This window comes from Pandoraea sp., assembly GCF_041919235.1.
In the GTDB taxonomy this organism is placed as follows: Bacteria; Pseudomonadota; Gammaproteobacteria; order Burkholderiales; family Burkholderiaceae; genus Pandoraea.
Window position 1 is genome coordinate 40,153 of sequence record NZ_JAYRUC010000021.1, and the last position, 23,092, is coordinate 63,244.

General features: G+C 61.1%; 19 protein-coding genes. 13 read left to right on the top strand and 6 right to left on the bottom strand.

Annotation, left to right across the window (positions count from 1 at the left end; all coding sequences use genetic code 11):
* Positions 1 to 557 precede the first annotated feature (557 nt).
* From ACE3UG_RS16925 to ACE3UG_RS16935, 3 genes are all read left to right on the top strand, one after another.
* On the top strand, positions 558 to 1,034 hold the full coding sequence (locus ACE3UG_RS16925; protein WP_374625976.1) for a CBS domain-containing protein: 477 nt from the start codon (positions 558 to 560) through the stop codon (positions 1,032 to 1,034).
* Between the two features lie 240 nt (positions 1,035 to 1,274).
* Entirely contained in the window at positions 1,275 to 2,057 is a 783-nt protein-coding gene (locus tag ACE3UG_RS16930; protein WP_374625978.1) for a hypothetical protein, read from the top strand.
* A 637-nt stretch (positions 2,058 to 2,694) separates the two neighbouring features.
* Complete coding sequence (locus tag ACE3UG_RS16935) at positions 2,695 to 3,219, top strand: glycine zipper 2TM domain-containing protein (RefSeq protein ID WP_374625980.1); 525 nt, start codon at positions 2,695 to 2,697, stop codon at positions 3,217 to 3,219.
* A gap of 207 nt (positions 3,220 to 3,426) precedes the next feature.
* Here the strand turns inward: ACE3UG_RS16935 and tssE are convergent, their stop codons facing one another.
* The 6 genes from tssE to tssK form a co-directional block, all read right to left on the bottom strand.
* Positions 3,427 to 3,852, bottom strand: coding sequence for a type VI secretion system baseplate subunit TssE (gene tssE / locus ACE3UG_RS16940; protein ID WP_374626064.1), 426 nt, complete (start codon positions 3,850 to 3,852; stop codon positions 3,427 to 3,429).
* Positions 3,849 to 6,626 (bottom strand): type VI secretion system ATPase TssH, encoded by a 2,778-nt coding sequence (tssH, locus tag ACE3UG_RS16945; RefSeq protein WP_374625982.1) that lies wholly within the window; start codon positions 6,624 to 6,626, stop codon positions 3,849 to 3,851. Before tssH ends, tssE begins: the two co-directional genes overlap by 4 nt.
* Before the next feature lie 95 nt (positions 6,627 to 6,721).
* Entirely contained in the window at positions 6,722 to 7,219 is a 498-nt protein-coding gene (gene tssD / locus ACE3UG_RS16950) for a type VI secretion system tube protein TssD (protein ID WP_374625984.1), read from the bottom strand.
* Between the two features lie 151 nt (positions 7,220 to 7,370).
* On the bottom strand, positions 7,371 to 9,041 hold the full coding sequence (locus ACE3UG_RS16955) for an OmpA family protein (RefSeq protein ID WP_374625986.1): 1,671 nt from the start codon (positions 9,039 to 9,041) through the stop codon (positions 7,371 to 7,373).
* On the bottom strand, positions 9,038 to 9,802 hold the full coding sequence (locus ACE3UG_RS16960; protein WP_374625988.1) for a DotU family type IV/VI secretion system protein: 765 nt from the start codon (positions 9,800 to 9,802) through the stop codon (positions 9,038 to 9,040). Before ACE3UG_RS16960 ends, ACE3UG_RS16955 begins: the two co-directional genes overlap by 4 nt.
* On the bottom strand, positions 9,799 to 11,151 hold the full coding sequence (gene tssK, locus ACE3UG_RS16965) for a type VI secretion system baseplate subunit TssK (RefSeq protein ID WP_374625990.1): 1,353 nt from the start codon (positions 11,149 to 11,151) through the stop codon (positions 9,799 to 9,801). Before tssK ends, ACE3UG_RS16960 begins: the two co-directional genes overlap by 4 nt.
* 427 nt (positions 11,152 to 11,578) lie before the next feature.
* On the opposite strand from tssK, the gene tssB reads away from it, so the two are divergent.
* The 10 genes from tssB to ACE3UG_RS17015 all read left to right on the top strand — a co-directional run bounded on the left by tssB (position 11,579) and on the right by ACE3UG_RS17015 (position 23,071).
* Entirely contained in the window at positions 11,579 to 12,091 is a 513-nt protein-coding gene (gene tssB / locus ACE3UG_RS16970) for a type VI secretion system contractile sheath small subunit (RefSeq protein ID WP_374625992.1), read from the top strand.
* A gap of 75 nt (positions 12,092 to 12,166) precedes the next feature.
* A complete protein-coding gene (tssC, locus tag ACE3UG_RS16975; protein WP_374625994.1) occupies positions 12,167 to 13,723 on the top strand; it encodes a type VI secretion system contractile sheath large subunit in 1,557 nt (518 codons plus the stop codon).
* Between the two features lie 183 nt (positions 13,724 to 13,906).
* Complete coding sequence (gene yiaA / locus ACE3UG_RS16980; RefSeq protein ID WP_374626066.1) at positions 13,907 to 14,344, top strand: inner membrane protein YiaA; 438 nt, start codon at positions 13,907 to 13,909, stop codon at positions 14,342 to 14,344.
* Between the two features lie 240 nt (positions 14,345 to 14,584).
* The gene (locus ACE3UG_RS16985; RefSeq protein ID WP_374625996.1) at positions 14,585 to 15,349 is read left to right on the top strand and encodes a hypothetical protein; all 765 of its coding nucleotides are present in this window, start codon (positions 14,585 to 14,587) and stop codon (positions 15,347 to 15,349) included.
* 156 nt (positions 15,350 to 15,505) lie between these two features.
* Positions 15,506 to 17,860, top strand: a complete 2,355-nt coding sequence (locus ACE3UG_RS16990) for a type VI secretion system Vgr family protein (protein ID WP_374625998.1) — start codon at positions 15,506 to 15,508, stop codon at positions 17,858 to 17,860.
* A gap of 25 nt (positions 17,861 to 17,885) precedes the next feature.
* Complete coding sequence (locus ACE3UG_RS16995) at positions 17,886 to 19,223, top strand: DUF4123 domain-containing protein (RefSeq protein WP_374626000.1); 1,338 nt, start codon at positions 17,886 to 17,888, stop codon at positions 19,221 to 19,223.
* 163 nt (positions 19,224 to 19,386) lie between these two features.
* Positions 19,387 to 19,794: a DUF3304 domain-containing protein gene (locus ACE3UG_RS17000; RefSeq protein WP_374626002.1), complete on the top strand. Its 408-nt coding sequence runs from the start codon at positions 19,387 to 19,389 to the stop codon at positions 19,792 to 19,794.
* 28 nt (positions 19,795 to 19,822) lie between these two features.
* Complete coding sequence (locus ACE3UG_RS17005) at positions 19,823 to 21,370, top strand: DUF2235 domain-containing protein (protein WP_374626004.1); 1,548 nt, start codon at positions 19,823 to 19,825, stop codon at positions 21,368 to 21,370.
* A gap of 99 nt (positions 21,371 to 21,469) precedes the next feature.
* Complete coding sequence (locus ACE3UG_RS17010) at positions 21,470 to 22,726, top strand: hypothetical protein (RefSeq protein WP_374626006.1); 1,257 nt, start codon at positions 21,470 to 21,472, stop codon at positions 22,724 to 22,726.
* Between the two features lie 54 nt (positions 22,727 to 22,780).
* Entirely contained in the window at positions 22,781 to 23,071 is a 291-nt protein-coding gene (locus tag ACE3UG_RS17015; RefSeq protein ID WP_374626008.1) for a PAAR domain-containing protein, read from the top strand.
* Positions 23,072 to 23,092: the final 21 nt, after the last annotated feature.

The following is a 23,092-nucleotide window of genomic DNA, read 5'->3' on the forward strand; positions in this document are numbered from 1 at the left end:
CGAGGGCGCAGCACCGATGTTACTTTAGGTTCGTTCGCCAATACCGTCGCCGCACCCTGAGTGTGACGGGGTGCACATCGAACGCCAAAAGGAGCCTACCCGATGGACCGGCCATGAAAGCATGGCGGCGCATCGAAACGCGGCGATGGTTCGAAGGAGCAAGGCACATTGCGGCAGTGCCACAATGACGAGCAGTGCGTGTCGGGAGGGCGAAGACCGTGGGGTCTACGTCATCGGCACAGCGAGTGATCCGGCCCGCAGGACATAGCTGTCAGCGATGCCGATAAAGCATTTCGCGATCGTCAGGCGATGATCGACGAATTTTCGCCGATCCCGCAAGGATACGCCTTTCTGCATCGCCCGTGGGGAAAAAATGGCGCCTCCGAGCCAAACCGGGCGCTTTTTCCGAGAATTTGTGGCGCAACGCACCAATACCGGCTGTCGACGGCGCCTGCAACGGTCTGCCGCCGTCGGATTCACTCGGGGACAACACGAGCGTGACGCGCGACGAGCACTCAACTATGCTGTAAGCATCCGCAGCCCGCTGGAGGAAGACCATGAAGACAGTCGCCCAGATCCTGAAGTCCAAATCGGTCGATACGGTGTACAGGGTACGCCCGTCCGATTCGGTTCTCGACGCGTTGACCCTGATGGCCGAAGCACGCATCGGCGCGGTGCTGGTGAGCGAGGACGATCGTACGATCGTCGGCATCTTTACCGAGCGCGATTACGCCCGCAAGGTGGCGCTCATGGGGCGCACCTCCGTCAACACTCCAGTGCGCGATGTGATGACGTCGGCCGTGCGTTACGTGAGCCCCGAGCAAACCAACGAGGAATGCATGTCGCTGATGACGGAACATCGGATTCGTCACCTGCCTGTCATGAAAGACGGTGAGTTGGTCGGTCTGCTTTCCATTGGCGATCTGGTCAAGGCGATTATCACGGAACAGCAGTTCACGATCGACCAGCTCGAGAACTACATCATGGGGGGAAGCGCCGCGCTTACGGGCCGCGCGCCGTCGCGGCCGAGCTAAGCCTGACGCGAGCGGCCACCGCTGCCGCGCTGCGCCGACCGGCTCGCCCGCTCTCCTGCTCTCCCATCCCGCGATATCCCGCCAATCACCCGGCAGTGCAATCAGGGGGCACGGCGTCTCACTTGAGGCGCCGTTTTTTCGGGCACATCGCCCAAAACACCGTGGCCGATCGGTCCCGCCATGGGGGCTATGCCAGAATGCAAACTCCCCCCCGGTTTTCGACAGCATCCGCGCTTACCCGTGTCGCCTTCGTCGTCCAGCCCGTCCGATCTGTCCTGCTTCTCGCGCCACGCGTCGTCGATCGGTGCACTTTCGTCGTCTCGGCCCGTTCCCGAACGCATGCCAAGCGGCGCGGGGTGGATCGCGATCGCGGTGCTCGCAGCGCATTGGCTGGTGTGGATCGTCATGCTCGGACCGGCGTCCGACTTAAGCGGCAACGCTCCGCAACGCACGGCCATGCGGGTCACGATGATCGCGCCGGCGCACGTCTCCGAACCGGTGCGTCCCGCGTCCGTGAATCGTCGGGCGCCTGCCGCCCAATCGCCCCAGCGAGGCAAGGCAACGCCTGCCGCACGGGTGCCCGTGCCGCCAGACCGCACGGCGGCGCCCTTCGCACCATCGTCCGCCCCGCCGCAAGCGTTGCCGCCTGCTGCAATGCGAGCGCCGGCCCTTGACTGGCGTGCCGACGTTGCGCGTGCGGCAGGCGAACGACCGGCGTCGAGCGCCGCGTCGTCGAACGCGGGTGCCGAGCGCGCGATCACCGATCAATCGCAGCGAGCCAGGCTAAACGGCACACCCCCTGCCGAAGGCAACGTTGCGCGACGCGCCTTCGAGCGCGAGTTTGGGTCGGGCCGGGCATCCGTGAGCGGTCCGAACGCCTCCCGCGAGGGCGGCAACCCGCTTGGCACGACAGAATGCATCGAGATGAATGGCAAGCGGGTGTGCTCGCGCCAACGCAGCCGGGCGGCCGACATCGACCCGTTTATGAAGCGCGAGCACATTTTTTCGCCCGTGCGGCGCTGAATTGTCAGACGTTGGTCGGGGTCGACGCCGGCAGTGCGGGAGTGCGGCGGTAGCCGTCACGCAAGGGTGCTGCGGCCTGAGGGCGAATTTCGCGGCGAGGCGAACTCCATCGAGTGCGCCCCCGGACCTGCAGCCTTGGTCCGGCGGGGGCCGCGAAATCGGGCCGGGCACCCTGACGGCGGGCCTCGCGTGCACGGCTTGCGCACGATGGCCAACCTCGCGTCGAAGATCGCGACGTTACCGCTTGATGCTGCCATATCCAATCGGCTTCAAGCGATATACTGAGGCGAATCCCGCGCCAAAGGACGCACTTTGGGCGTTCATCCGCATGAAATCGCAGACGCATCGATCGTTGTTATGGGTTGCGCCTTCCCGGTGTGGAATTACAGAGCATGTTCCTATGCCTCGCCCAACGGGAATATCATCGAGAAACGCTTCGAAACGGGGCATGTTGCATAGCACCCGCATCATTGCGGGCGGTTGGCCATTACAAACGCTTACCTTTTCTTACAGCATAAAGGTCTGCGGAACCCTACATTCCGCGTCGTGGTCGCAATAGATGTGCCACATGGTGCGCAACGTCACCGCACACTGCGGTGATCACGCATTTACCTCACGCTCACGAGGACGATCCAAAATGAACATCAAAGCACTTACGGGAATTAGCGCGGCGTTGGCCGCCGTCATGCTGGCCGGTTGCGTTGCGCCAGGGCCGCAGTATGGGTATCAGCAAGGCTATCAACAACCGGGTTATCAGCCGGGCTACCAACAACCGGGGTACCAGCAGGGCTATCAGCAACCGCAACAGCCGCAGCAGATTCCGGGGGCGCTGTATGGCCGTGTCGAGTCGATCGAGCAATTGAACGGTGCCAATAACAGCCCGAACATTCTGGGTACGGTGCTTGGCGGCGCGGCCGGCGGCCTGCTCGGCAACACGATGGGCGGCGGGCGCGGACGCACGGCCACCACCATCGGCGGCGCCTTGATCGGCGCCATCGCGGGTAATCGCATCGAGAACAACATGGGTCAGCCGAACGTGCTGTACCGCATCACCGTACGTCTGGACGACGGCCGAGTCGCAACGGTGACACAAGCGCCGCCACTGCGCGTCCAGCAGGGCCAACGCGCGGCAATTTCGAACGATACGGTTTATCCGTACTGATTGCGCGAAGGCAAAGTCACGCGCAGTCCTGGAACACAACGCCCGCCGGGGTCATACCGGCGGGCGTTGTGTTTTTTGATGTAAGTATTGTGTCCGCACAAACGCGGCAAGTCCCGCATAGTCGTCACTCCGATACGCGTGACCCAGCGGGAAAGCGCAGGCATGGCGGCATAGAGGGGCCTAGCTTCCGGCGAAGTGAGTTACGCCTCACGGGGAGCCGGGGTGTCTTCGCACCAACCTGACCCGGCCCCGTGGCTCGAAGTAAGTCCCGAATCGCACGAGTCCCGCTTGCTTGAGATGACACGTCATCTCGAAGCTCATGAAGACACCCGGATCGTCATCCTGCAGCGTCTCGACCTCGACCGCCCTGATGCGTGGTTCGTACGCGAGCAACGTCTTCTCCAACTGCGCTTGAAGCCGGCTGGATGACGCGGGAAGCGCACGGTAGATAGTGCCGAGATCCGGGAGCCCGTAGCCCGGAAGATGTTTCATGGCGCCCGCGCGAGCGTTCAAGATGCGATGGACGTTGCGCTGAACACTCAGGATCTCCAGCGTCTTGTCGTCGTACGCCGCAATGGGCTCACCATCGATGTGACCCAGCAACATGTCATAGAGCGATGGCCCCGCCGTCATTGCACTGCCCCCAAGTTGCCGCATGCGGCCTCGTGCGTTTCGCTCTCGCGTTCGACGAATTCAATATCGAGCTGGCCTTCGGCCGACAACGACAGATCAATGCCCATGGGCGCGCCACCGGAAGCGAGTCGTGCAAGCAGTCCGCGCGAGACCGCAGGCAGAATCTGCTGATTGATGAAGGCGTCGATGCTGCGCGCCCCCGATTCGCGGCTAAGACATCCCTCCGCCAACGTCGCGATCATCGACTCGTCCACCGTCAACGCCACGCGATGCTGCGCCTTGAGGCGACCGGCAACCGTCTTCAGCTTCATTCCAACAATCGAGCGCAGCGCATGCGTATCGAGCGGCCGATACACCAGCGGTTGGAATCTCGCAAGCAACGCGGGCTGGAAGTGCGACACCAACTCCGGACGAATGGCATCGAGCAACGCGCCCTGCGAGATGTCCGGCTGCGCTTGCATCCCCGCATCGATCGTCGCACTCCCCAAATTCGACGTCATCAGAATCACGCAATTGCGGAAGTCGATCTCTCGCCCCTCCCCGTCGCGCATCGTCCCACGGTCGAACACCTGATAAAACATGTCCAGCACGTCGCGATGCGCCTTCTCGACTTCATCGAGCAACACGACGCAATACGGCCGCTGCCGCACGGCCTCGGTCAGCACGCCGCCACGGCCGTAGCCGACATACCCCGGCGGCGACCCCTTCAACTGGGAAACCGTATGGGCCTCCTGGTATTCCGACATGTTGATGGTAGTGAGCGCTGCCGTGCCACCAAAGAGCACATCCGCCAACGCGAGCGCCGTCTCGGTCTTGCCAACACCGGACGGCCCCGCGAGCAGAAACACGCCCAACGGCGCATGCTCCGATTTCAGACCCGCTTTGGCGGTCCGCAAACTCTCTGCGAGCGCGCGCAACGCATCGTCTTGACCCACGACACGCGCCGCAAGCTGTGTTTCAAGCGACAAGAGGCTGCGCAACTCGTCGGATACCAGATCGCCGATCGGCACCCCCGTCCATTCCGATACGACACGTGCGATCGTCTGCGCGTCGACGTCCGCACAGACCAACGGACATTGGCCCTGCGCCTCGGCAAGCGCTGCAAGGGCAAGCCCCAACGCTGCATCGTCGCGCGCGTGCTGCGGCGCTTCGCGATGCTTCCCGACGGCAGCGGCCAACGCCTGCTCGCGCAAGTAGCGCGCCTGAAGCGATTCCGCTTGTTGCTTCGCCACCGAGAGTTCCGCTGCGACCTCCCGAGCACGAAGCGCAGTCCCTTGTACGCCGTTGGCTGCGTCGGCTTCGAGCATCGCCTGCTCGACCTCCAACGCCCGCACTGCGGCAGCGGCACGCTGCACTTCGGCAGGCGCACTCTCCAGCGCCATCCGTACCCTCGCCGCGGCCGTGTCGATCAGATCGATGGCCTTGTCCGGCAACTGACGCGCCGAAATGTAGCGGCGTGACAGTTTGACCGCAGCGACAAGCGCCTCGTCCCGAATATGGACCTGGTGGAACGTGGCGTAACGCGACTGAAGACCTCGCAGCATCAGGCAGGCCGTGTCGTCGTCGGGCTCGTCGACCTTGATCGTCTGGAAGCGGCGCTCGAGCGCCGCGTCGCGCGCGAAGAATTCCTTGTACTCAGCCCACGTCGTCGCCGCGATGGTACGCAGCTCGCCGCGCGCGAGGGCCGGCTTGAGTAGATTGGCGGCGTCGGCGCCGCCGGCAGCATTGCCCGCGCCGATCAGCGTATGCGCTTCGTCAATGAACAGGAGCACCGGCACCGCCGATGCCTGCACCTCGTCGATCACTGTCTTGAGCCGCTGCTCGAACTCTCCCTTCACTCCGGCACCCGCTTGCAGCAGGCCCAGGTCGAGCGTCAGGACACGCACGTTGCGAATGACGGTCGGCACATCGCCCTGGGCGACGCGCAGTGCAAGGCCTTCGACCAGCGCTGTCTTTCCCACGCCCGGCTCGCCCACCAGGATCGGATTGTTCTTTCGACGTCTTGCCAACACGTCCACCATCTGCTGAATCTCTCGGTCCCGTCCGAAGACAGGATCGATCTTCCCGCTTCGCGCCTTGTCCGTGAGATCGATCGCGTAGCGCGACAGTGCGTCTGCCTGCGCTGAGGGCCCGGCTTCGCGGGTGTCGCGGGTGTCGCGGGTGTCGCGGGTGTCGCGAGCCGTCGTTGCCGCGTTCGGCGACGCGACAGGCGTGGCACGGGTCGTGTGCCCCGTGTGCCCCGCGTGCATCGGCTCGGACGGCCCACCAGTGTCCGTGGCAGACGCGTCGGGCGTGGGTTGCGTCTCGCAGGTGCGCGGGCCAAGCCGCGTGAGAAGCCGATTGATCTGAGCGCTGCCGAAGCTCAACAACGGCCACGCGTCGCGTGCTCGCAGCACATGTGGCGCGTCGACGATCGCCTGGAGCAAATTGGCAGAGCGAATTGGCCACTGGGCGTCGCCAGCATGGGCATGCGGCCAAGCATCCGACAGCACGGCGGCAAGTTGCGGGGATAGCGAGGGCTTGCCTCGCAAGTTGCGCGGCAGCTTGTCAATGGTGGCCATCAAAGCGTCCCACACGTCATCCGGATCGATACGGTAGTGACGCAAGATCGCCGGGATATCGCCATCACCGGCCTCGAGGAGCTTCAGCAGCCAGTGCTCGACGGTAATTTCGTCTGCGAGCCGCATCCTGCAAAGACTTGCGGCGGCCTCGAGGGCCATCGCGCAGTGCGAATTGAGGTGTTGCAACAGATAGGGGGTGTCGCGAGAGGTCATGTCAGGCAGGCGGTAATTCCAAGAGGCCGGAGATCTCTGCCGATACCGGGTGCATTGGCACGCGGGTATCGGCAAGCAGTTAGGGTCGCAAAGCGTCAGGCAGCGTTGCCACCGCGCTCGTTCCACGAGTCCTTGTGCTGGATGTTGCCGTCGGCGTACTTCCACTGGATGGTTTCGTAGCGCAATTCCACCTCTTCGAGGTGATTGTGCTTTTCGTAGTCCGGCACCTTGATGTCCAGCATCTTGGCGTTGATGCTGACCACCTTGACGTTCTCCATCACGGTCGTGAAGTACTCTTCCTCTTTGCCCGCACCGTCGATCTCATATTCTCGGATGGTCACGGTCTGCAAGGTCTTGCCCGACGTCAGCGCCTTGTAGAGTTCGGGCGACGAGCGATCCTTGGCCTTGGTCAACAGGTACGGCTTGTGCACGCGCGTGCCGGTCAGCTTGCCGGTGTTGCCATCGGTCGGGATATAGACGTTGTGCGCGTAGGCGACGAGTTCGACGCTGCCCTCGCGACCCTTGACGGTCACCGAACCTTCGATTTTCTTACCGGCGTCGTCAGACAGAAACATATAGCCCGGAATTGCCATGCTTTGCTCCTAAATTGCTACTGCAACAAGTTGCCCGCAGGTTGCGCCTGCGTGCGGTTAAATCCCGAAACCGGTGGTTTCGGGGACATAGGGGATATAGGGGGTGGACGGGATAGACGGGATAGGCCGAGTACAGGGACCCGTGGCGCAGTCAGATCCCGAAGTCGGGCACGAGCGTAATCTCGACGCGGCGGTTATTGGCCCGCCCGGCATCGGTGTCGTTGCTGGCGATCGGTCGGGTATCGCCGTAGCCCTGAATCGCGAATTGCGTGGCGGGTAGCCCAGACGCCTCGACCAGCCAGTCGCGCACCGCCTCGGCGCGCGCCGTAGAGAGTTTCAGATTGAATGTCGGCGAACCCACGTTATCGGTGTAGCCCGCGACGAGCACCCGCTTACGCGCATGCGTCTTGATCATCGTCACTGCATCGACCATCAGTCGGGTGGAGCCCGGCTTGAGTGTTGCCTTACCGCTATCGAACAACGACATGCTGTCGAGCGTGACGACCGACGGAGGCGCCGACGGCGGGACATACGAAGCAATGGCCTCACTCAGCGGCTGAACCAGGTGGGCGCCACGATACATGCCGAACGAGAGCCGCAGTGGCACGCCCAGGCGCGCATCGCGATCCAGTTGATCCCGATCACCCACGAGGGTTTGGAGCGCCGCGCGCTTCGCTGCGTCCTGACCGGGCGCTACAGCGGCATATCGCGCGAGGTGATCCTTTATGCGACCGAGCAGAATTTCGTTGTTCTTCCCCGCTCCCCAGAAGGCGAAGGCGCTCGCGCAGGCGAGCAGCGTCACTGCGTTCACGCACAAGCGCGCCAAAGGCGATAAGCATGGGCGTCGATGGATGGCGCCGACGAACGGGTGTGGCAGCGGCCAAGGTTGCGCCGACGCCGGAGCGCTGATCCGGCGCACACGTGTGTGTTCCGCGACGGCACGATCCCAAGCATGTTCGACGTCGGTCGCCGGGCCGCAATCGATCCAGCCCAGCCCCTTGATGCACACCGGCGCCGACGGCAGATCTGTCCCCCTCAGACACTCCATCACGCTCAGGTGAGTCCAGGGCACGAGGGAAGCCAACGCCGCGGCGCGGGCAACGCACACGGCATCACCGCCCGCACGCTGAGCGGCCTGCTCCGCAGACAATACGACACGCGCCAACGCTGCCGATTCGACGGGAGTGCTCGCGTGCGCCGCACCGAACCAATTCGGTGCGGTGTCAGGTGTACCGCATGTGAGCCGCTGGTAAACCGCCACGTAGCCCGGCAACGTGGCATCGATGCGTCTTGCGGCGTCGGCCACCGCCTGGCGGATGGCTCGCAACATCTGCGTCACGCTGTCGGTGTGCGCGTGCAGGCTCGGCGAAACGGCGATCATCACACCATCGGGCGGCAGTCCGTTGCGCCACTGCTTCGCGGCCGATGCCAATGCCGGCAGATCGCCGGGATTGTCAACGCGCAACCAGATCGCGCCCCCTTCCACCCGGGCAACGCCTCCACCGACGGTACGCTCGAAGATCGCGTGCAGTCCGTCGCCGGTCACAAGAATCCAGGACATGCGCACGCGCTGCTCGGGTGAGATCTCCCCGACCGCTGCGCGGATGGCAGCAAAGCCGTCATCCGCTTCCCCGGACCTCGACTGCCCGCCCAGCCATAGGACGAGGACTGCAACCGCCACAATCACAATACTCAGCAGCGCGGCAACGTCGCCGGTGATCGGGCTCACAAGCCAAAGCACGGCGAGCATCAGGAGCGCGGCCAGCGCAATCATGGTTCGGCGGGGATACGCGAAGCCTTCGTCGCGACGTAATGTGCTCACGGGCGCGCCGCCGTCGGAAGAGGTTCAGCAACGGGGGTGCCCGCCGAGAGGTCGGCGAGCTGTGCGTCGAGCGTCGTGCTCCAGACGCCCCACACCACGCCCGCGGCCACGCAGGCGAGTCCGGCGATCATCCACGGAGAGAGGCGATAGAGCCAGTCGGACAGACGGCGGCTTGTCTGTTCGAGTACGAATGGCGGCGACACCTGCGGGCGGATCGCCGAGATTCGGCTGTTCAGCGCATTCATCAGCTCGCGACGTTTGGCCTCGCCCAACAACGCATACCGGCCCACGAAACCCAGCCCCAGCAACGCACCGTAGAACTCGAGGACGTCCACGTTCGCAGCCGGCGTGTTGAGATGCGCATCCAGCCGCACGAACACGCGCTCACCTGCGTCATGAATGTCGAATCGTTGGATCTGCAGTGGCGCGAGTTCCCAGCCGTCCCGTTCCCTTTCGCACAGATATCGCAGCGCCGTCTCGTCGAGCAAGGCGCACAACGCCATTCGCACGTCTTCCCGGGTCTCTCCTTGGACGCGCTGCTTGTCGAGCGCAACGTCGAACTCGTCGAGCAATGCCTCGCAGCGGGCTCGCAACGACGCGGCATCCGGGACGGTCCCGCCGGCCGACATGGTCGTCACGAGCAGCGCCGCGTCGCGAATGAGCGGGCGAATGGGGCCGGCGGCCGGGGCCGGGTCGCGAGCGAACGGCGCCGCGTCGTCGAGCGTTACCGAATCGGCAACATCGGTGGCGATTGCATTCATGAGCGAAGGACCGCGTAGAGTTCGACCGACGCCTCAGCAAGCGACATCGGCAAGTAGATTTGGCACGCGCGCGTGGCCAGCATGCGAGCGAGCGCGTCGCTGGCGCTGTCCAGTGCAAAGTACTGGTTGTCCAGACGCACGGGCATGGCCGACGGCACACGCTGCACTGCCGTCACGGCAATGCCGGGAAGCGCCGAGTTGACGATGCGCTCGACGTCGTCGGGTGCACCGATCTTGCAAAGGCGGGGAAACTGCTGCGCGAGCTCCGTGGCAGGTACCGGCGCACTGACCGACACGTACCAGTCCACGGCCCCTTCGATAATTCGCTCGTCGACGATCTGGCCCGCCCAGGTCGTTGCCGACTTGCGCGCCAGCCCGATCGGCACGACGCGAGAGGGAATGATCGCGTCGAGCAGGTCGCGGATCGTGGACTCGAGCACGGCGAACACCTCATCGGCCCGCTGATGGTCGTACTCGGGAATATCGGCGAGTTGCGACTGTGTCGAGAAGGTCATCAGCGTGCTCGCCAGTTGCGCCAGCGTGATGTACAGATATTCGGTCGGCCGATGCGGATAGCGCGCACAGTGGCGCAACGTCGGCCACGCATGGTGAATGCAATGCAGCAACCAGAAGAGCTGCACGTCGGCCACCCCGTACTCGGTCACCTGATCGATGCGCTCGCTGCGACGCACGCCGAGGGCGAGACTTTTAGCGTGCAGGATGTCCGCAATACGTTGAACCCGCTCGATATGCCTGGCGTGGCCCGCAAGCGCGAGGCAGGGCGGCACGAAATCGCGGTCGACGCGGAACCGTCCATCGGCGGCTCGCGACAGACGAGCAATGACACATACCGTGTCGTCCGCATGAGGTTCGAAATCGAATAGCAATCGCACCGCGTGACGCTCGGCCGCGATCTCGACCGAGTCCGTACCGAACTGGTCGATGACCTTGACGTATTCACGATGGAAGCGCCGCGGGCGGGCGGCGGGCGAGGTACCCAGTTGACAGTTCGAGCCGTTGGCATCGGGGAGTGCCAAGGCCGCGAGCACCGTGATCGATTGCACATCCGGCGCAAGCCCCTGCGTCATGTCGCGCGCGGGAGGCAGGGCATCGGCCGTCGTCGTGTCGATCGGCGTGCCGTCGGGAAAGCGCAACCTCAATTGGCTGAGCTTCAACCGCCCGGCCTCCAACGCCTGCTCGTCGACTTCGACGTCGAGGGTACCCCAGGGTGCTGCCAGCACCTCGGAGGCCACCTGTTGCAGGGAGAAGGCAGCCCATTGCTCCTGTTGCTGAAAATGCTGCGGGGAGAGTATGAGTCCTTCCTGCCACAGAGGTTTTTCGATCCGCATACGAAGTTGCCAGAAAGCCGAACATTCAAGGCGCGGAATACTACCTTGAAATCTCCTCCACCGATTACATAGATATCCAAATCAAATAGTTGACGCACAAAAACCGAAAGCTCAGCAAATTAGTTATTTCCCACCCCCGAAAATCCCCCTTAGGTGTAAACAAGATGCCGGTCGAATTTGACTCCGCATGAAGCCATCTGTTTGATTTCTTTCATACATGCAATTTCCGTAAATGTCAGCCCTCAAGCATTTCAAACAAAATCAACGAGATCATTCCGAAAAATAATCTCGTTAGAGCAATACCTCTAGCACACCTAATTTTTGACGAATTCAAGTTTGCTGTGATACATAAGCTCCCTTTTCATTCTTTGCGGTCTCCAAAGGGCTGCGAGAAATCGATATTTTTTTGAAGAGATAGAGAGAGCGAATGGACAGTTTCCAGCATGAGATTCCTAAATCCAGGGTTTCCATCACCCTTGATCTGCATACCGGCGGGGCACAGAAGAAGGTTGAGTTGCCGCTCAAACTGTTGATTGCGGGCGATTTCAGCGCCGGCCGGGAGCAGGCGCCGCTTGCCGATCGCGAGAAGGTCAACGTCGACAAGAACAACTTCGATGCAGTGCTGGCCGACTACGCTCCGGATCTCAAGTTTGCCGCGCCCAACACACTTGCCGACGACAACTCGGATATGAGCGTGAGCCTGTCGTTTCGCTCGATGAAGGATTTCGAGCCGGCGCAGGTGGCTCGACAGATCCCGGAACTCCAGGCGCTGCTCGCCATGCGCAATCTACTGTGCGATCTCAAATCGAACCTGCTGGATAACACTGGCTTCCGCCGCGAGTTCGAGAAGGTGCTCAAGGACAAGCGTCTCTCGGACAAGCTGCGTGGCGAGTTGGCGCAGATCGCCACGGCCGCCACCCAGCTTGAGGGTCATGCCTGAGCGTAGATGGCTCAGTCGAGCCTTCACTGCTTTCCCCAATTCAAAGTCACTTCACGAACACAAGCGGAAACCGAAATGAAGTCGAAAGAAGCGCAACAAGGTGCGGCAAAGGCCGTAGTGCTGGACGCGAACGACGCGTCGCAGGCGGCAATCGATAGCGTGTACGCATCGCTGTGCGGCAAGATCAATCTCCAACCCGTGACCGAGGCTCGTCCGATCGAGGCATTTCGCGACAACGACATGTTGGCGGAAGCGTCGGCTGACGAGCGTATCGCACGGGGCATGAGTGCATTCCTCGAATTGGTGTCGAAGTCGAGTCTGGCGGTTGACCGTCTGGACAAGTCACTGCTCGATTTCCACATTGGCCAACTCGATCGTCAGATCAGCCGTCAGTTGGACGCTGTGATGCATGCGCAGGAATTCCAGGCACTGGAGGGCCGTTGGCGCGGTCTGAAGATGCTGGTCTCGCGCACCGACTTCCGCAAGAACGTGAAGATCGAGGTGTTGGATATTTCGAAGGCGGCGTTGCAGCAGGACTTCGACGACGCCCCCGAGCTTATCCAGAGCGGGCTGTATCGCAAGACCTACGTCGAGGAATACGACACGCCGGGCGGCGAGCCGATCGGCGCCATCATCAGCGACTTCGAGTTCGAGAACTCGCCGATGGATGCGGCGCTCTTGCGCAACATCTCGAAGATTGCGGCGGCGGCGCATATGCCGTTCATCGGGTCGGTTGGCGCGGCGTTTTTCGGCAAGCAGTCGATGGAAGAGGTCGCGGCCATTCAGGATATCGGCAACTATCTCGATCGTGCCGAGTACATCAAGTGGAAGAGTTTCCGCGAGACCGACGACTCACGCTATGTCGGCTTGACGATGCCGCGCGTGCTGGGTCGCCTTCCGTATGGTCGCGACACCACGCCGGTACGCGCGTTCAATTATGAGGAAGCGGTCAAGGGGCCGGACCACGACAAGTACCTGTGGGTCAACGCATCGTTTGCGTTCGCGGCAAACATGGTGCGCAGCTTCATGAGCAACGGCTGGTGCGTGCAGATTCGCGGACCGCAGGCGGGTGGCCGTGTCGATGACTTGCCGGTGCATCTGTACGACCTCGGCACTGGCGTGCAGCCGAAGATTCCGACGGAGGTACTGATTCCGGAGACGCGCGAGTTCGAGTTCGCGAATCTCGGCTTCATTCCGTTGTCGTTCTACAAGAACCACGACTTTGCGTGCTTCTTCTCGGCCAGCTCGACGCAACGGCCGGCGCTTTATGAGACGAAGGAAGCCACGGCCAACAGCCGCATCAATGCACGTTTGCCGTATATCTTCCTGCTCTCGCGTATCGCGCACTACCTGAAGCTGATTCAGCGCGAGAACATCGGCATGACGAAGGATCGCCGCGTGCTCGAGTTGGAGATGAATAGTTGGATCAAGGGCCTGGTCACCGAGATGAACGACCCGAGCGACGCGCTTCAGGCCTCGCACCCGTTGCGTGAAGCGAAGGTGATCGTCGAGGACATCGACGACAACCCGGGCTTCTTCCGCACCAAGCTCTTCATCGTGCCCCACTTCCAGGTCGAAGGCATGGACATCGGACTGTCGCTGGTGTCGCAGTTGCCCAAAGCTAAGGGTTGATAAAGCGATCTGTTGTGAGGGGGCCGCAGTGCTTCGAGCGCGACAGCCCTCTCTTCTGGCACGAGATTTTTGATCGCACGCAGCAGACACGCCATTCATGCGGCGTGCTCGCCCGTCAACAAAAAATTGACGTTACAGGGGGTTGCCGGTAGCGGCGGCCCGTCAACCGCAGGAGCTGAATCAATTTCACAAGTACAAGGCTTTCGCCGTCCCTCTTTCGCTTTTATCGCCGCGTCCTGGTGCGCCCTGCTGGTTGGTGTGATGGCGTACCTGATTGGACTCTGGAACGCTGACATGCAACTGAATGAAAAGGGCTACTACTTTGCCGTACTGGTGTTGACTCTTTTCGCGGCAGTTTCCCTTCAGAAAAGTGTTCGCGACCGACTTGAGGGAACGCCAGTGACAGGCCTCTACTACGGCGTTACGTGGGCGGCCCTTTTGACGGGCATCGTGCTTCTTTGTATCGGCTTGTTCAACGCATCATTCACGCTGAGCGAAAAGGGATTCTACGGAATGTCGTTCGCTCTGAGCGCATTTGCTGCCATCGCAGTACAGAAAAACACGCGAGATCTCGACGGCGCGGAACCGGATGCTGCACTTGACGTTTCCGTCAATGCATGAGAGCGCGACAGTTGCCCTTCCTGAATCTGGCGCTGAACGGTGGTTCATACGCTTCCGTCGAATTCGATATTGGGCTGTTGCTCGTGTCGCAACAGCCCAAGTCCGAGGACAAACGTCATCTGCACACGCGTGCGTCAGTCCTACTGTTTGACTCTAGGAACGACACCAAGCGCCCTTAAAAGGTCGCCCACGTTGTCGAGATCATTTTCCTTTTCCAGACACGGCTCTTTGAGTGGAAATATGAACAAATCAAATTTGATAAGAAAATTTACACATCTTGCGCCAAAGGTCGTTTTTGCCGTTGCCTCCTTCCTCAGTGCGAACACTCTTGGCTGGGCAGCAGAATGTTCCCCACCTCCCGATTCATCGCTGGCGGGGAAATACTATTTCTCGGGAGCATCGGAAGTTGGCTCCGAGCTTGTGCTTCGAACAAACGGACAGTTCCAGTATGTTCTGTCATACGGCGCGCACGACGAGCATGCGCACGGCTGCTGGCTGCGGGGTGGCCCGTCAGTCTGGTTGATTGCCGCGCCGCCCTCTCAGGACACCCACATGGAACTGCGCCGAGAAGTTTCCAGAGATGGAAGCTACACCCCGCAAAGCATGATGCCTGTACCACTCACCTACGCAGAAGCCGGTGCGGTGGCTAACACTGTCGTGGTGGCAATGCCTAGAGCGTTTGCTGGTGCTCCCGTCTGGGTTGAATATGCTGATGGTCAGACACAGCGGCAAACGCTGACCATCGATGGCACGGCCAGTGCACATGTGCCGGATATGTCTTCAGTCAAGCGCATCGGAGTCGGGCTGCCGAACGATGCTAGCCCAAGATTTTGGTTCGATAACGCCGAACCTCCACGCCGATTATTTCTGGTGAAGGTAGACAGCCCAGCACTCTCGTCATTTGAACGCAAGCAGCTCGTTGTCTCGGATACGAGTGAGCCCCCGAAACTGAAATCCAACGGAGTGTTTGCGGGGACCTATACGCGGCAGGCTGTCGCACACTAGTGGCAGCGCACCGGCGCCGCAACACCCGCGGCACCAGTGTCCATTGAGAACGCATGCTTTCATGCCAACTCAACACGCGTGGCCGGTAAGGCGTTGATCATCCGATGCTTTGCTACACCCCCCCATCTTGCCTACTTGAATTAATCGTACAACTACGTGGCTTTCCCCGATATTTCCAATGCACTCGGTCTGGCGCAGCAGCAATACCGCCTCGACATTCCGCAGGCACGCAGCGCGTCCCAAGCTGATGTGTTGTCTTTCACCGGGACAAAGGCGATCGGGGAGCCGACGAGGTGCGTCGTTCGCTTCACGCATCCGCGCGACGACCTGTCTCGCACCGAATACCAGAACAAGCCGGCAACGCTCATCTTTGAGCCCAAGCCGCAAAGACTTTGGAGCACCCCGGTACCGGCGCAGCGAATCCAGGGGGTGGTCACCGATTTCGCCCAGTTGGGTAGCAGCGAGGACGAAACCACTTACGAGGTGGTGCTCGAGTCGCGCTTGGCTTTGTTGCGAAATGGCCGCAAGTGCCGGTTCTTCCTGGACAAGACGGATCCGGAGATCATTCGCACGATTCTGGGCGAGAACGACTTCGACCAGCTTCTGGCCGACGTCGAGATGGACTTGTTTGCGGAATACCGAAAGCGGGAATTCGTTATGCAGTGGGGGGAGGACGACCTGGCGTTCCTCACCCGTCTGTGTGAGCGCAGCGGCATCTGGTTCACGTGCGAGACGGGCAAGCACTGCGAGCGAGTGCGCTTCGGCGACGACTTCCGGCACTATCGGCGCGACGACAGCCTGACCGTGCCGTTTCATGCGCAAAGTAGCCTGAGCACCTCGGGGGCCGAATCAATCCAGACGCTGGAGACGCGAGCAACCTCCATCCCGCAGACACACACCGTGCGCACCTACAGCCCGGAGCGGCTGACTTCCGATCTTGCGACCAGTTCCAAAGTCCGTCACAACGACGACACGACTTACGGTGAATCGTACGTGTGGGGCACGCCTTACCTGACCGACGATCAGGCCCAGGCGGAGGCACAACTGCGGCACGAAGCCGCTCAAGCAGCACAGGTCCAATACTCCGGTACCGGCGATGTCTACGGGCTCACCGCCGGTGCGGTGCTCAAGCTATCGAACCGCGACCTGGCCGATGCCAAGCATGGCATTCTGGTTACGCGTGTGACCTGTCGTGCATCACGCCGGGACGGCTACCAGATCGACTTCGTCGGCATCCCGTCGGATCGCATCTACCGTCTGCCGCTGCGCGAGGATTCATGGCCCAACACCAAGGGAGCGATCACGGGCACCATCGCGGCGCCTGACCGCTATGGCAAACCCTACCTCGATGAGCAAGGGCGCTACATCGTGCACCTGCATCCGGATCGTGAAAAGCGCATGCAGGGGCTTGAGAGTTGCCCGATGCGGCTGGCCAAGCCCTTCGCCGGGCCGGGCCAGACCGGATTTCACTTCGGATTGGTCGGGGGGGCTGTGGTCACCGTCGACTTCTTGTGGGGTTGCTTGGATCTGCCCTACATCGCCCAAGTGCTTCACACGGCAGAAGAGACTGATCCGGTAGTCGCTGGGCACCCTTGGGGAACGCGTAACACGATCCGCACGCGCACTAACAATACATTCGAGATGGAGGACCGTGAGGGCCACGAGCACATCAAGCTCGCGACCGAGCACGGCAAGACCCAACTCAACCTGGGTCACACGGTCGATCGCAGCAACAAAACGCGCGGCGGAGGCTTCGAGTTACGCACGGACCTGAAGGGACATGTGCGTGCCGGCGGCGGGATGCTCATTGCAGCGGATCCGCAAACGCAAGCCAAAGGCGAGCAGGCTGAGATGCGGGCGGTCACGGATCAACTCGAGAAGACGCAGAGCGAAGCGCAAGAACTAGCCAAGGTGGCGCTTGCCGCGCAGGCCGAGGTCGCCGACGTCAAAGCGGAGAATCGTTGGCTGAAGGAAGAGCTCGCGGGGCTCAAGAAGGCTGTTATCGCCATTTCTGCGCCAAACGGTATCGGCTTGGCCACGCCCGAGCGCGTGCTTGTATCCGCAGGCAAGGACGTGAGCGTCGCGTCGTCTCAGTCGTTCAACACGAGCGCGGTGAAGAACATCGTCTTGGCGGCCGGCCAGCGGCTGTCGTTCTTCGCTCACAAGCTCGGCATCAAGCTTTTTGCTGCCCGAGGCAAAGTCCAGATCTCGGCGCACAGCGATGGGGTCGATATCTCATCTGACAAGGATACGACCATCACCAGCTCGAACGGGCGAGTGGTGATCGAAGCCAAGGAAGAACTGTTGCTCAAGTGTGGTGGCTCGTACCTGCGCCTGCATAGCGGTGGCATTGAGGACGGGACCAAAGGAAGCCGGGATTGGCGTGCCGGTTCGTTCAATCGTAGTGGTCCGGCAAGCGTGGCGCCGGCGCTACCGGTGCTCCCCGTACCCGCCGAAGGTGAGTGCGCGCTGAAGGCGGCCGGCGGTGGCTCGCCCTTCACGCCCATGTAACACGGATTTTCACCGATACCCGACCATGCCATCCAAAGACCCGACTCCGCTGCTCGACAGGCTATGCGAACAGTACACCGCCTATCGCGAGACTCATCCGGCGATGCAGCTCTACGCCCTGATCGATCCGAGCGCCCTGTCACCGCAGATGCAGTCCCACTTGCACGACGTCGTTCGTGGCCTTCCACGGTTTGCTTTGTATCAAGACACCGGGCTAGACGACCTCGCCGCGCACGGGCCATTCCTCGTCATTTGCCCTTCCCCGGACAACGGGGCTGCGAAGGATATACACCAGTCTCTCGTGAGCGCTGCGAAGACAGATTACCGATGCATCTCGTGGCTGTGGTGCGAGCACGACGCTTTGGCGCTCGTCGCTCATCTCCAGACGTTGCTGCACGCGCAACTTGAACCCGACGGGCGGGACGTCTGGTTTCACTTCTACCAGGCGAGCTACTTATCCGTCCTACATCGCGAATTACCCGAGGACGCCCGCAGATATATGTTCGGCGCGCTGTCTGCATGGTGGTGCCTGGATTTGCAAGAGGAATGGGTGGAGTTGGTTGGCGAGAACCAAATCATCCCGCAGGCTTGGGACGCGTTTCCAATGCGGGGGGCGATGAGCGCGGCATTGCAGGAAGCGTCCGCCGCGGCGCAGGTTTCCGCTTGGCTCGGAAGGATCCGACCAGATCTGTTCAGCGAATCGGGGGATGCAAACGATGATTTGCGCAGACTGACATCTATCGTTAGCAAGGCGAGGCGCTATGGAATCCACAGCAAACAGGATACGGGAATCTATGCGCTAAACGCCTTGCGTCATGGCGCCGATTACGACGCACATCCAGCCCTAAAGGCGCTATTGGATGGGTATGCCTCACTGCACGCGCCACTGATTGACGCCTATCAGACTCTGGGAGGTGACGTCTGGCGGGAGATCGCGTCAGCGGCCGCAGTGCGTCATGCCGCCGCAGGTGTTGTTAAGTATCAGTCCACGCTGCGTGAGCGGGGCTTCGTGCGAATGCCCGTTAAGGTGGTCAACGACACCGCGCATGATCGATCCGACGTTGAGCTTATTCCACCAATAGACGCTGACATTCCGTCGGCCTGTCTCGGAAGCACGAGGGCTCGGGGCTATGGGCCCGGGGTGAGTGAGATCGACTCTGCGGTCGTAGCAATTCCAGGCACCAAGGTTCGGGTAAGTAGCACATCACTTTCTGGTCGCACCGTGGCCCTTGAAACCCTAGTCGCGGGAGACTTGCCTGCCGCCGAGGGCGAGGGGATGGCTGTAGTCGCATTCGATCGTGATGGATTTCCCACCGTCACCGTGCATGCTCAAACTCCGTCGCTCAAGTCAACATCGTGGTGACCTGTCGATCCATCCCAACCTTGATCAATTTTCCAAAACACACACATTTGGAGATGCACTGATGAATTGGATTCGAGCTTTGCTCCTCGCTGTATCACTGACTTCACTGACGGCCTGCGCTACGGGAGTCCCTCGCGGATACGTCGATGTGTCGACCGAGGGCGTGAACTACACCGAGGATCAGATTGCCTTCTTCTCAGTTCGAACAACTTCTGACGAGAAAACGGGAGCCTTCGGATCCGCACTGCAGAAATTCTCGGACGGCGCTACTGGGGGCACAGTTTGCTGTGCGCCGATACCTGGTGTAGGTCAATTCGTTAAGGTCGTATGGGAAGTGACCGATCCCAATCAGATAGACGGGCAAGCAAAAGCCTTTAGCAGGGACGTCCGTTTGATCGGTACCACACCTGCAAACACTGCTAAGCATAGTCTCCTAATCGTCAGGTTCTTTGATGGCCACGAAGTTGAAGCCGAAATCATTCCAGGGGATGGCGATTTGGGGCCCTCTAATCCGAGGATGGATCGGCTATTTTTTGCTGGCCCAAAGCTCATGCGAAAGAAAGGGGAATAAGGTGCAAGACTGGATAACCGACGACCTTATGGATGATCTGCGTGCGCAGAAAACCTCCACGGAACTATATGCCGATGAATTCAGCGCCTGTGCTACGTGTGAACAGCACCCGTGGCTGACCTTCTTTTTTGATGGAACCGGTAATAACCGGGAAAACGACAGAGCTACGCATAGGCAATCAAACATCTCTCGACTATACGACGGACATGCGGAAAAGCTTCCTCTGATGCGCAAGTTCTACTATTCCGGTGTTGGCACGCCTCTCAACGCCAGCGACCCAGGCTGGTGGGAATCTATCCGAGACAGTTCTGCGTTGGGTGGTGGCGCGGGCCTAGGATGGGACGTTCGGCTGACGAGAGCGGTGGGCGATCTAGACGACGCCTTGGCAAGAAATCACAAGGTTCGGCGCATTGACATCGCCGTCTTCGGCTTCTCTCGCGGCGCGACGTTAGCGCGCGCGTTCGTCAACCGCGTGCTCGCAAAATGCACGACGAAAGAGGGCCTCCCTCACTTTCCGTGCTCCACCGCGGTTGATGGCGAATCGGCCCCGATTTTTTTCCGCTTCCTTGGGATATTCGACACCGTCGAGTCCGTTGGACTGCCAGCGGCCAACCTGTCAAGTATGGAAGTCGGCATCCCTTCACAGGTCGAGCAGTGCTTGCATCTTGTGTGTGGGCACGAGCTACGCGCATGCTTTCCGCTAACTCCGGTTCGCAACTCGGCTGGAACATACGAGGAATACGTGTACCCCGGCGTGCACTCGGATGTCGGGGGAGGCTACAAGCCTAACGAACAGGCACGATCCGATCAACTGGCACGCATTGCCCTAAATCGCATGCGACGCGAGGCCGCGATCAGCGGCGTACCGTTCACTCCGCCTACCCTTCTCAAGGCTACGAATCCCGGCGTTTACGATTTATTCGAATTTGACCCCGAACTCAAGGCCCTGTTCGACGAATATTCGGCTGCGGTCAATGTAAGCGGAAAGCTGGAAGATCAAGTGCTCTCTCACATGCGCCTTTACTACGGCTGGCTAAAAGTGCGCTTTGAATTCGATCCACGCGAGATCTACAAAGATATCGATGCCATCGACGATTCATTGAAAGCGGATCTGGTGACGAAGCAACGACTTCACGCGATGACCAGCAACGAAGCCGATACGATGAACTGGCGCGCATGGCTCACCCACCTGTGGGGCACCAATCGAGACGAGTACAACCGGACAGTGAGTACTGCCGGCAGCGCCGATGCGTCGTTGAATACCCCGCTCACCGACGAGCAACTCGCCTACTGGAACGCCTGGCTCAATCCGCCAAAATTGTCCGAGAACCTCATTCGCTTCTTCGATCACTACGTCCACGATTCCCGTGCAGGCTTTCTGGCCATTGACGCCGGCGGCTATTTGCGACCGCGTCGCATCATGGACGTGCCCTGGAGCAACACCCCGGCTCACGATACCGCAGCGGCGGCCAAGGCAGTGTCCGCTGCCGCCCGATCGCAGGAGGACGCCTTCTTGCCTGGAAGCTTCAACGTCGGTGCGGCGAAGCGGTCCCACAGCAACCAACTCGGGGTTTAAGCGATGCGGCGTGTTCCCCCGAGGTTAAACGTCCCAAGTGCCGATCTGACGAGGCCGAACGCCTTCAGGGCCGGCTACACACCGCTGTACTGAAAAGCCATGGCACTCGATTTTGAACTGCTCCCTCCCAAGGAGGAGGTACCGGACACGCCGCCGTCGGCCCTCGTGTGGACCATCGTCTTCTTCGTTCTGGTCATCCTGGGCGTCCTTGGTGTTTTGATGCTGTGGCCGAAAGACGAGTCCACCAGCACGCTGTGGTTCTGGACGTGCGTGACGGTCTTTCCGACCGGCCTTGCGTCGTTCGTGGTACTGAGCCACTTCAGTGCTTACGAAGGCCGCCGGAATGGCGCGATCGAGTGGAACAAGGCCTGCGACAACTACATCGAGACTGAGCTTGCACGCGAGAGCCGCCCCATGGTTGTGCTTGCGTCGGCGTTTCGCTTCTCCAGCAATGAGAAGGAGGACACGCTGGACCAAGTGCTGGGTGAATCATTAACGCTACCCACCCACCCAACGCCCGCGAAGGATCCGGCGACCGTCACCGCGCGGTGGTTTCAGAAGCCTGCCACCGATGCGCGCGGCAACCCGCTGCACGATGACGTAAGCCGCCATGAACGTGTCCTCACGTGGTTGTTCGGCGAACTGCTGGCCAAGACCGTCGACGCCGTCAAGACACTGCCGCGCGGTGTGCGATTGAGCGTGCACCTTGCCGTCACAGGCACGAAAGACGCCGACGTCATCGTTCGGCTGTGGAACGCCACGTGGACGCAGCACAAGCTATTCCCCCTACGTCCGACGGTAACGTCTACCGAATCAGGCTTGATGCTGTTGGATGAATGGCTGAATCGAGCGGCGCAGACGCAAGCTCATGAAGCCCGCCTCATGGTCGCGGTAAATCTGAGCCCACTGCTCGGTGCGGCGCCGGCCGATGGCAGTGCGGAGGCTGGTTCAGCCGTTCTGCTGATGCCTGAGGCCGTCCAGCGTGCCAACGGATTGCCGTGTCAGGCGGTCGTCTGTCGACCGAATCGTGTCTGCGCGGCAGAAGGCCGTGAAGTCGCTCTGGCGCGTGCGGCGCAGTGGGCGACCGTGCGGACAAGCGACACCACACATCTCTGGTTGGCCGGACTTGAAGCACACACGGCAGGACAGGCCGGTGCGCCCTTGGTCACGGTCGGCGCCGAAGCGGGTAAGACGGATCTGGATCATCGCGTAGGTCATGCTGGCGAGGCCTCGCCCTGGCTTGCCCTCACCGCCGCTTGTATGGCCGTGGCCGCCGAGCCAGCCGTGCACGTAATCGCGTCCGGTAGTGGTGCCGCTCACACCTACGCGGTGGTGCGTGGCCCCCAACCAGAATAACGCCGGCGCGGCGCCATTGACCGATGCCCTCTTATTTTTTTGTGGGAACTCAACGTGGTACGACGGTTTGACATTCTGACAGGCGACAAAACGACCGCGCAAGGGACGGTGCAACAAGGCGCGACCGGGGACCGTATCGGTGAGGTCGAGCAAGCCTACGAGGGTGATCCCGTTTGGTGCCCGGCCTGCAAAACGACCGGGCACATCTCGTGCACGGGGCCCCGTCTGCCTACGAAAGGGCCAGACGGCCGCGAAGCGGCGCTAAGCGACGACCTTTGCACATGCGAGTGTGAAAGACATCCGTGCTTGGTGCCTTCGCAATTCGCGTCATACATCGACGTATAGCCCGCCCGATCCCGCTGACCT